Consider the following 9802-nt stretch of genomic DNA (forward strand, 5'->3'; position numbering starts at 1 on the left):
CGATCAGTAGTAGCGGGGTGACCGGAGTGCCCAGGATGATGACGCTGAGAATGGCCCCAAAGAAGGGAGCGCTTGAAAAATAGGCTCCCGTGCGGGCGCTGCCCAGATGGCGTAAGCCAACCACAAACAGGGCGAGGCTGACCCCGTAAGCAAAAAATCCCAGAACCATGGCAGCAATGGCATCCGGTAGAGCCGGTATTGCGCTGCCCAGCCATAAGGCGAGTAGCAGATTGACGCTACCTGAAACCCAACCTTTGTTGGCGGCAATCCAGCTGGAATCCGTCAGGGAGACTTTCCGGGTCAGATTATTGTCTACGCCCCAGGCAAAGCAGGCGGCAATGATGGCCGCTGCTGGCCACAACTGTTGGATATGAAATTGCAGTGTTCCGGCACCGGGCCAGCTGAGCAGTACCATGCCGAGCACAATGGCGAACATGCCCCAGGCAATCCGACGATCAAAGTTTTCCTTGAACACCCACCAGGCCAGCAGCGTGGTGAATACGGATTCGGCATTGAGCAGCAAGGAGGCATTGGATGCTGCCGCACCCCGCAGTCCGAACATGAACAGCACGGGTGCGATGATGCCTCCTGCCAGTACGGAGGCACCAAACCAGAAGGTGTCTGCACGCGATAAATGGACGCGCGGACTGCGGCGCAGCAGCCGATACACGCTGAGCCCCAGACCGGAACCCAGATAAAGCAGGGCCGCGAGCATCCAGGGGCTGACCGTCGCCAGGAGAATTTTGGCCAGAGGGGTGCTGGCACCAAAAAGCAGCGCGGAGAAAATCGCTGCCGGGATTCCGGGGCGAATCAGCTTCTGGATAATATTCATGGAATCATCTGCAAATTCATGGCGTAACCCTGGAAGGAATCAGGAATCATAAAGAGCATCGTTATTGCAGGCAAGATGGATAATTTGCCGTGATTAATGGCGGGTTGGATTGAAGTATGATCTGGTGGAGGCCGGCCAGGAGATCAGGAACTGCCTGCTTCGCCCACCGTAATGATCATTTCGGCAATTTCTCCCAGTTTTTTTCCTTTGTCCATGGCGAGCCGCCGCATGCGCCGGTAGGCTTCGGCTTCGTCAATCTGCAGGTCGCGCATGAGGATGCCCTTGGCTTTTTCAATTTGCTTGCGCTCGGAGAGGGCATTTTGGGTGTCTTTGAGTTCTTTGCGCAATTGCCGATATTCGGCATAGCGGAGCGCCGCTACCTTGAGAATGGGGGCAATATCCTGGGCGGAAATGCCATGGGCAACATAGGCTGCCACCCCGGCACGAATAGCCCGCCGCATGGTATCTTCATCTTCAGGGGCGCCCAGCACCACGACCGGTAGTTCCAGGGTTTCGCTGAGGAAGACGATGTGTTCGAGCACGTCCCGTTCAGGAATGCCCGCTTCAGCGATGATGACATCGGGTTGCAGATTTTCCAGACGTTGCCAGGAAAGTGCTGACCAGCCAAAAATATCCACGACGATCTGCCCTTCGCTGGCGAGGGCTTCGCGGAGGATTTCTGCACGCTCCACATTATTGTCGATCAGGACGATGCGATGCATGGGCTCATTGTAGCGCTTGCAGAGCGGCCTGGATGATGATTTCCGATTCGCCGATGGGTCCTTCTACCTGGATGAAGCAATCGGGTAATGTTACCTGCACCTGCTCAAGAAGTGCAGGCAGATCCTCCTGTAAATGACGACCGCTGCTCCAGAACAAGGGGGATATGCGAAAGTGGCGTAAACCCGATGCATAGGCTGAGTGCAGGGCCTGCTCCAGAGATGGCTCCCACATCTCCAGATAACACAGAACAATCTGTCGCTCCGGGTGAGCTGACTGTAATTTTTCGGCGATCTGCTCAAAAGGTTTTCGCCACTGGGGGTTGCGGGAACCATGTGCCAGCAGAAATTGCACTTCGGTCATGCGCTTTTCCTTATGGATGTTGCAGGCGTTGTGAAGGTAAAACGGCTTCACCGGGAAACCACGCACAAATATCGGCCAATTCCACGACGGAACCAATAATGAGAATCGCCGGACTGCCTAGCTCTGCTGCCTGGATGGCTGTACTGAATTGTTGCAAGGGCGCCTGTACCTGTTTTTGCGTGATGGTCGCCCATTGTACGGCAAGACAGGGCGTTTCAGCAGGCAGACCGCCCGCCATCAGACCCTGACAGATATCGGATATGCGTTCGATGCCCATGTAAATGACCAGGGTGTCTGCCGCCTTGGCATAGCGTGACCAGTCTGGAGGATGGCTTCCTCTGGCTTCGTGCCCCGTCAGGAAAATGACCGACTGACTGCGATGACGATGGGTGAGCGGTACGCCGGCATAAGCCGCTGCTGCCATTCCGCTGCTGATGCCGGGGATGATTTCGTAATCGATATGAGCGGCACGCAGAGCCAGACATTCTTCGCCTCCGCGCCCAAAGAGAAATGGATCTCCTCCTTTCAGACGGACCACCTTCAAACCTTGTTGGGCCGAACGGATCAGGTGTTCGTGAATGCGTATCTGTGGGGTGGAGTTCTGCCCGCCGCGTTTGCCCACTTCCACTTTTTTACACCCAGCTGGTGCCATGTCGAGTAAACCGGGATTGGCGAGGGCATCATAAAAAATGATATCAGCAGCCGCAATGCGCTGTGCGGCTTTGAGGGTGAGGAGTTCCGGGTCGCCGGGGCCGGCACCGACAATGGAAACAGGAAATGGGGTTGTGCAGGTTTGCATGGGAAGGCTCCAGTTCAGGCTGCGTAACGGGAAAAGTGATGGGCAAGATGATGACGCGCACTGTCCAAGTCAGCGCAGCGCCCACTCAGGCAAAGCAGGCACGATGCCTGATCGACCAGAGGCAAAGGCAGCGGCAATCGTCCATTCAGGACGGCTTCCATATGGCGACAGGTAGCCGTGATACCCGAGTTTTCGGGTAGTGCAGGCATTTGCTGCAGGGGCTGCGTGTCTTTTTCCATCCAGAGAGCAGGTTCACCCTGCCGACAAACTTGCAAATCCGGACGGCGTTTGGGGTTGGCAAAACATTCTCCTTCGCTTCCCCGCAAAATGAGGGCCGTACTTTGTTCCCGCTGGAAATAATCCTGCAGGCGCAGCAAATAGGGCGGATGGGTGACGCCGGCACAATGTACGGCGGGGTTCTGGAAGGGATTAAAAAGCTTGACGACAGTATGTACGCTGGAGCGCACCCCGAGCTGTTGTCGCAAGGCCAGCATTTTGCCCAGACCGGGATGAAGGGCATCCACCGGCAGGTAACTGAGACCCTGAAGATGCAGAAGGGTGTTGGCCTGCTGGCTGTTTTCCGCGCTGGCCAGTCCAAATTCACGGAGAATGTCGGCACTGTATACCCGCCCGGATGGATCATGATCGGCCCAGAGGAGATCATGGGCGTCGTGCTGCGCAGAGAATCCGTGTATCAGCACCGGCACGCCACAACGCGTCAGGGTCATAGCCAGCAGCGGCAAGAGATTGGCCCCACGCCGGGTGCCGTTGTAACTGGGGAAAATGACCGGCCGGCAGCTGTGCTGGAAAGCGATGGATTCGATATTTTCTTCCAGAGCATGGGCAAAAGCGCGTAATTCCTCGACGCTTTCGCCCTTGATGCGGTAGGCCGTCCATAGGGCACCCATGGCCAGTTCCGGTAAATCGCCGTGCAGCCAGTCCGTAAACAGTTTTTTGGCTTCTGCATAGTCCAGGTCTTCTGCATGTTCACGGCCTCGGGCGACACGGCCGATGAGGCTGGTCATATTCAATTTCACCGTCATGATGCCTCCTGATGGACGATGCGAATCATCGCCATGATTTCCGGTTTGCAGGAACCACATTCACCTCCGGCACCGCAATCCTGGGCGATTTGGCTCAAGGTGATGTTGCCCGCCGCAATACTGTGCCGCAGTTGTTCTTCATTGACGCCCGTGCAGGCACAAATACCCCGTGAGCGTGTCCACGCGGCCATATCAGCAGGCACTTTGGGCGCAAAAAGGGCATGACGGTAAGCATCGACATCGGTGCCACTCAGCATCAGTTCGCGGAGCCAGTCGCGGGTTCCGTCTTCACCAAACAGGCGCACAGCCAGCAGTTGCCTGCCCTGCATACAGAGGCGTTTGCGCACATGGCGGCGGGCATCGTCATAATCCAGCACTTCCAGACCATCCATGCCGAGCGCCTGGTCCCAGGCATGAATATCCCGTATGGCCGGAGCTTTTTCTCCGGCTAGACGTAAAATGAAACCTTCGCGTTGATCCTGACGTATTCGGCTCAGGCTGGCATAAGGAAAGTGTCTGGCAATACGCTGTGCGGCCTGAAAATGCGCTTCGTCGCTGTGCAGGCGCAGGAGCGTGCCCTGCCAGGGGAAAATGGCCGGTTCTATGCGAACCGCAGTGTGTTTGAACTCGGGCTCCCCGGAAACGGGATCAATGGCGGGCAAAGTGAGCTGGTTGCAGAGGGCAGCAGGTGCAAAGCGCCGGCCAAAATGCATGGGGGCAAAAACCAGCCCTGGCTGCAGGTCTTTTTGAATGCGCACGCGAAATACATTTTCGCCACGTCGACTGATGACCCGGGCCAGATCCTCGTTTTTGAGTTTCAGGCGTTGCGCATCTTCTGGATGTATTTCCAGAAAAGCCTCCTCGTCGCTGGCAAACAGTGCGGGGATTTTGCCGGTACGACTCATGGAGTGCCATTGATCGCGCAAGCGGCCGGTAGTCAGCCGGAGGGGATAACGGGCATCAATTTCTTCGGCGACCCCCTGAAATTCTGGCGCATGAAACCGGGCACGACCACTGGGAGTAGGGAAAACACCATCACTGTAAAGGCGTTTTTGCCCGATCCTGGCTCCAGTCGGGAAGGGCCATTGCTGTGGTCCCTGACTATCCAGAAGTGCAAAGTCCAGACCGCTGATGTCCAGATCCCGCCCCCGGGTGCAGCGCTGATATTCGCGGAAAATACTGGCAGAGTCCGGAAAATCGAACAGACGCTTTGCCCGGTCATGCCAACTGTTATCGTGATGATCGGGGAGGGGATGCTGGAGTTGATCCAAAGCTGCTCCCAGGGCAAAAGCAAAATCCCGATAAATCATCCAGTCGGGACGCGCTTCTCCAGGAGCGGGTACGGCTTTTTGCAGATGACTGATGCACCGTTCGGAATTGGTGACCAGCGCTTCCCGTTCTCCCCAGCTGGCTGCGGGGAAGAGCAGATCACTGTAGTCGGCGGTTTCGGTGCCGAGGTAACTGTCCTGCAAAACGACCAGCCGGGCCCGGTCAAGCGCTCTTTGAACCTGCTGTTGATCGGGCATGGACAATACCGGATTGGTACAGCTGATCCAGATACTTTCAATTTCGCCCCGCTCCACTGCCTGAAACAGGGGGACCGCCGTATATCCGGGTTGGGGATGAATGTTGGAAATCTCCCAAAGGGCAGCTATTTCAGAACGGTGCCCGGGATTGGCCACTTCCCGATGACCGGGAAGCAGGGCGGGCATGCCTCCGGTTTCCCGGCCACCCATGGCGTTGGGTTGTCCGGTGAGACTGAAAGGCCCGGCTCCGGGACGGCCAATTTGCCCGGTCGCCAGATGCAAATTGATGAGGCTGCTATTTTTGTCGGTGCCGTGACTGGACTGGTTGAGCCCCTGACACCAAAGGGAAAGGACGCTGGGTGATTCTCCAAAGGCCTGGGCAGCAGCGTGGAGCTCCGCTTCGGAAATATGGCAGATTTCGGCGACCCGCTGCGGGGTATAATTCTGAACCCGTACCTTGAGTTCTTCCCAGCCTTCGGTATGGGTTGCGATATATTCCCGATCAATGAGATCTTCCCAGATCAGGATATGGAGCATGCCGTGGAAGAGCGCGACATCCGTACCGGGTTGCAGGGGTAAAAAAATGTCAGCGATGGATGCCGTGGGGGTGCGACGTGGATCCGCAACGATAATTTTGAGTTCCGGGCGGCGCAGTTTGGCGGCTTCAATGCGCCGAAACAGAATGGGGTGGGCATAGGCCACATTGGCACCGACAATAAACAGACAATCCGTTTCTTCCAGATCTTCATAGGCACAGGGGACGGAATCCATCCCCAGGCTGCGTTTGTAACCGGTGACAGCGGAAGCCATACACAGGCGGGAATTGGTATCAATATGATTGGTGCCAATAAAGCCTTTGGCCAGTTTGTTGGCCACATAATAGTCTTCTGTGGGGAGTTGCCCGGAAACATAGAGGGCTACGGCCTGGGGTCCCTGCCGGTGGATGATTTCCGCCCAGCTCTCCGCCATTTGGGTGAGTGCCGCAGTCCAGTTGAGCGCTGTCCAGTCGCCACTGGCCCGGTCACGCCGAAGTGGTTCACTGGCCCGATCACTGCCATGACAACTCAGATGCAGGGTGCTGCCTTTACTGCAAAGCTGACCATAATTGGCTGGATGATCGGGATCGCCGCGTACCCCGGTAATCTGTTGACCATCATGTTCGATGATGACGCCACAGCCGGTTCCACAGTAAGGGCAAACGGATTTGCTCTCCAGACGTTGCAAGGGGACGGATTGTTGGGTGCGAAGCAGGCTCATGGGGTGATTTCCTGCAAGCCCAGCCAGATCTGCCCGCCCTCCATACGGATGGGAAATCTTTTGACACAGCCGGAATCCGGTGCTACGGCTTCGCCCTTTTCCAGATCAATTTGCCAGTTGTGTAAAGGGCAAAAAACGAGTTTGCCGGAAACAAACCCTTCGGAGAGAGGCCCGCCGCGATGGGGACATTGGTTGCTGACCGCGAAAACTTCATCATTTTCATTGCGCAGAACCGCAATTTCTCCCAATGGTGTCTCTACATAACGACCACCCCGAGCAGGAATTTCTTCAAGAGTACCTAATGCCATCCATTCCATGTTGTTCTCCTCAGGCCGGAATACGGCGTATGGGGGCTGCGTGAATATCCAGCCGGCCGGATACAGCTTCCTTCCAGGGATCCTTTTCCTGAGACAGGGCAAAATCCATGCGTTCTGCCAGGGTTTTTCGGGTGTTGGCGTCGTCGACTATGGTGGCCTTGATCTTTTCCAGTCCGATCCGTTCTACCCAGGGCGCGGTGCGCTCCAGATATTGGGCATCTTCCCGATACATCTGCAAAAATGCCTTGGCCATTTCCAGAACTTCCTCGTGGGTTTTTACCTTGCAAAGCAGATCAGCAGCGCGCACTTTCATGCCGCCATTCCCTCCCACATAGATTTCCCAGCCCGAATCCACGCCAATAATCCCCACGTCCTTGATGGTGCTCTCGGCGCAGTTACGTGGACAGCCAGATGCGGCGAGCTTGACCTTATGGGGTGCCCACATGCGTTCAAGATTTTTTTCCAGTTCAATGGCAAGGCGGGTACTGTCCTGCACACCAAAACGGCAAAATTCGCTACCCACACAGGATTTGACGGTACGTAAAGCTTTTCCGTAAGCATGACCCGAAGGCATATCCAGCTCCGCCCAGATTTTGGGCAGATCCTCTTTTTTTACCCCAAGCAGATCGAGACGCTGTCCGCCGGTAAATTTCACCATGGGGACGTGATGGCGCTCGGCGACTTCCGCAATACGTTTTAGTTCCGCAGGACTGGTGACCCCTCCATAAATGCGGGGAATGACCGAATAGGTGCCGTCTTTCTGAATATTGGCATGGGCCCGTTCATTGATGAAGCGGGATTGCGGATCGTCCAGACCTTCCATGGGCCAGGCGGTCCGCACATAGTAATTGACGGCCGGACGGCAGGTGGCGCAGCCGGCGGGGTGGCGCCATTCCAGATAAGCAAAGACCTGGCGAACCGAGAGGAGCTTTTCCTTGACGATGGCGTCACGAACTTCCTGATGACTGAGCTCAGTACAGCCACACAGGGCCTTTTTCTTCGGGGTGCTGTCATAAAATCCGCCGAGGGTGCTGGACAATAACTGCTCCACCAAACCGGTACAGGAACCGCAGGAAGCGCTGGCCTTGGTACATTTGCGTACATCGTCCAGAGTAAACAATCCCTGTTCGCGGATGGCTTTGACAATGCTGCCTTTGGCCACGCCATTGCAGCCACAGATTTCGGCGTTGTCCGGCAGGCGCGCCGCCTGATTTTCTCCGGAATGACCGGCATCCCCCAGATGGGTTTCACCAAAAACAATATTATCCCGAAAGGCCGATACGTCGGTGCCGTCACGCATGAGTTGAAACAGCCACGGACCGATGCTGGTATCGCCGTAGAGCAGGCCACCCACCACCCTGTTTTCCTGGAGGATGACTTTTTTGTAAACCCCTTGGCTGCCGTCCAGCAGTGTGACTTCTTCGCAATCTTCTCCGCCCGTGAAATTCCCTGCAGAAAACAGTTCGATGCCGGTAACCTTGAGCTTGGTGCTGGTGACGGAACCCTGATAGCGCATCCGTCCATATTCCGCCAGATGATTGGCGGCTACCTTGGCCTGCTCAAACAGGGGAGCTACCAGACCATAGGTCTGACCGCGATGCTGGACGCACTCTCCCACGGCATAAATGCGTGGGTCGTAGGTTTGCAGGGTGTCATTGACCAGAATGCCGGTTTCACACTGTAAGCCTGCAGCCTGGGCCAGTTCGATGCGTGGTTTGATGCCAATGGTCATGACCAGCACATCCGCCGGAATTTCCGTGCCATCGCTGAAACGCAGTCCGGTGACATGCGTCGTGCCGAGAATTTCTGCGGTTTCCTTACCCAGCAAAAACCGGACGCCCCGGGCTTCCATGGCTTTTTGCAAAAGCACACCACCCCGTTGATCCAGTTGCTTGTCCAAAGGCCAGGCGCGACGATGAATGACCGTGACCTCCATTCCCCTGGCCCGCAGACCATGGGCAACTTCCAGTCCCAACAGGCCGCCACCGATGACCACGGCCTGACCGCCGAGCGCGCTGCTTTTGGTCAGTGCTTCCACATCCGCCATATCCCGATAACTCAGAACGCCCGGCAAATGATTGCCCGGTACGGGCGCCATGGCAGCGGCTGCGCCGGTTGCCAGCAGTAAACGATCATAGGGGGTCGCTTTGCCATCGGCGGTAATAACCTGGCGTTTGACCCGATCAATGCGTGTCACTGGATTACCGGTAAATAACTGGATTCCATGCTCGGCATACCACTCCAGAGGATTGAGGATGGTTTCTTCCAGAGTCATTTCTCCGGCCAGCACTGGAGTCAGGAGAATCCGGTTGTAGTTGGGATGGGGTTCGGCACCGAATACGCTGATCTCATAAAGATCCGGTGCCATTTTCAAAAGTTCTTCGACCGCACGGATGCCTGCCATGCCATTGCCGACAACGACCAGACGGGGTTTTCGTGGAACTGTAATGTGCATTGCTGGGCTCCCAAAATAGAAAAAAGGCGCCAGTCAGCTGAATTGCTGACGACGCCTTTGCCGTTTTGCATACCGGCGATCCTCGCGAATCGCTTCGAAACTTATTAAGCAATAGATGTGCCTGGTGATGATCTTAATAAAAACAAAATGTTAAATTTTATGCCCCGATCAGATTGTCAGAAATCAGTGCAAGGCCTGGTGCAACCGCACCAAATTAGTGCAATTGCTCCCGCTGCCTGACTAGAATTTTGCATTGACAAACACCCAGGCTCCTTCGGTATTGACCCCATAGCTGCTCCGCCGGTAGTCCGCATATTGCACCCCGGCACTCCAATGTCTGGAAAAACCATGGGTTACGGATAGATCCAGCTCATTCCCATAATGGGCAGCGCCATGATCAGCCTGAAAATCGTAATAGGTAGCCATCAGTTGGGTTTTCATGATTTTTCCAGTAGCCGTAAAGTAAAGGCTACGCAGCCCCTTTGGGGGG

The 9802-nt window shown here is 55.8% G+C and carries 8 protein-coding genes and 1 pseudogene; all 9 read right to left on the bottom strand.

What is annotated here, in order from left to right; genetic code table 11:
- Nucleotides 1-832, bottom strand: an 832-nt coding sequence (locus tag AC2VLY_RS04470) for a DMT family transporter (protein WP_486921828.1), incomplete at its 3' end; no start/stop codon positions are given.
- Nucleotides 833-975: 143 nt separating this feature from the next.
- Nucleotides 976-1554 carry an ANTAR domain-containing response regulator gene (locus AC2VLY_RS04475; protein WP_486921829.1) on the bottom strand — a complete coding sequence of 193 codons (579 nt, stop codon included), beginning with the start codon at nt 1552-1554 and terminating at the stop codon, nt 976-978.
- A gap of 4 nt (nt 1555-1558) precedes the next feature.
- Nucleotides 1559-1915 carry a sirohydrochlorin chelatase gene (locus AC2VLY_RS04480; RefSeq protein WP_075323959.1) on the bottom strand — a complete coding sequence of 119 codons (357 nt, stop codon included), beginning with the start codon at nt 1913-1915 and terminating at the stop codon, nt 1559-1561.
- A gap of 10 nt (nt 1916-1925) precedes the next feature.
- Complete coding sequence (cobA, locus tag AC2VLY_RS04485; protein ID WP_486921830.1) at nt 1926-2714, bottom strand: uroporphyrinogen-III C-methyltransferase; 789 nt, start codon at nt 2712-2714, stop codon at nt 1926-1928.
- Nucleotides 2715-2728: 14 nt separating this feature from the next.
- Nucleotides 2729-3757 carry a DNA-binding protein YbiB gene (gene ybiB / locus AC2VLY_RS04490; RefSeq protein ID WP_486921831.1) on the bottom strand — a complete coding sequence of 343 codons (1029 nt, stop codon included), beginning with the start codon at nt 3755-3757 and terminating at the stop codon, nt 2729-2731.
- Nucleotides 3754-6540 (bottom strand): nitrate reductase, encoded by a 2787-nt coding sequence (locus AC2VLY_RS04495; protein ID WP_486921832.1) that lies wholly within the window; start codon nt 6538-6540, stop codon nt 3754-3756. The genes ybiB and AC2VLY_RS04495 overlap by 4 nt, the downstream gene beginning before the upstream one ends.
- Nucleotides 6537-6857 (bottom strand): nitrite reductase small subunit NirD, encoded by a 321-nt coding sequence (gene nirD / locus AC2VLY_RS04500; RefSeq protein ID WP_193649642.1) that lies wholly within the window; start codon nt 6855-6857, stop codon nt 6537-6539. Before nirD ends, AC2VLY_RS04495 begins: the two co-directional genes overlap by 4 nt.
- Before the next feature lie 10 nt (nt 6858-6867).
- On the bottom strand, nt 6868-9312 hold the full coding sequence (gene nirB, locus AC2VLY_RS04505) for a nitrite reductase large subunit NirB (RefSeq protein ID WP_486921833.1): 2445 nt from the start codon (nt 9310-9312) through the stop codon (nt 6868-6870).
- Between the two features lie 240 nt (nt 9313-9552).
- A pseudogene (locus AC2VLY_RS04510) lies at nt 9553-9802 on the bottom strand (alginate export family protein); the annotation flags it as partial.

The sequence above is a fragment of the Acidithiobacillus sp. TH-A36 genome (genome assembly GCF_057473445.1).

Bases quoted from the DNA above. Each gene is read 5' to 3' on its own strand.
- AC2VLY_RS04475 (WP_486921829.1), bottom strand. From the start codon at position 1,554: ATGCATCGCATCGTCCTGATCGACAATAATGTGGAGCGTGCAGAAATC.
- AC2VLY_RS04480 (WP_075323959.1), bottom strand. From the start codon at position 1,915: ATGACCGAAGTGCAATTTCTGCTGGCACATGGTTCCCGCAACCCCCAG.
- nirB (WP_486921833.1), bottom strand. From the start codon at position 9,312: ATGCACATTACAGTTCCACGAAAACCCCGTCTGGTCGTTGTCGGCAAT.
- nirD (WP_193649642.1), bottom strand. From the start codon at position 6,857: ATGGAATGGATGGCATTAGGTACTCTTGAAGAAATTCCTGCTCGGGGT.
- cobA (WP_486921830.1), bottom strand. From the start codon at position 2,714: ATGCAAACCTGCACAACCCCATTTCCTGTTTCCATTGTCGGTGCCGGC.
- AC2VLY_RS04495 (WP_486921832.1), bottom strand. From the start codon at position 6,540: ATGAGCCTGCTTCGCACCCAACAATCCGTCCCCTTGCAACGTCTGGAG.
- ybiB (WP_486921831.1), bottom strand. From the start codon at position 3,757: ATGACGGTGAAATTGAATATGACCAGCCTCATCGGCCGTGTCGCCCGA.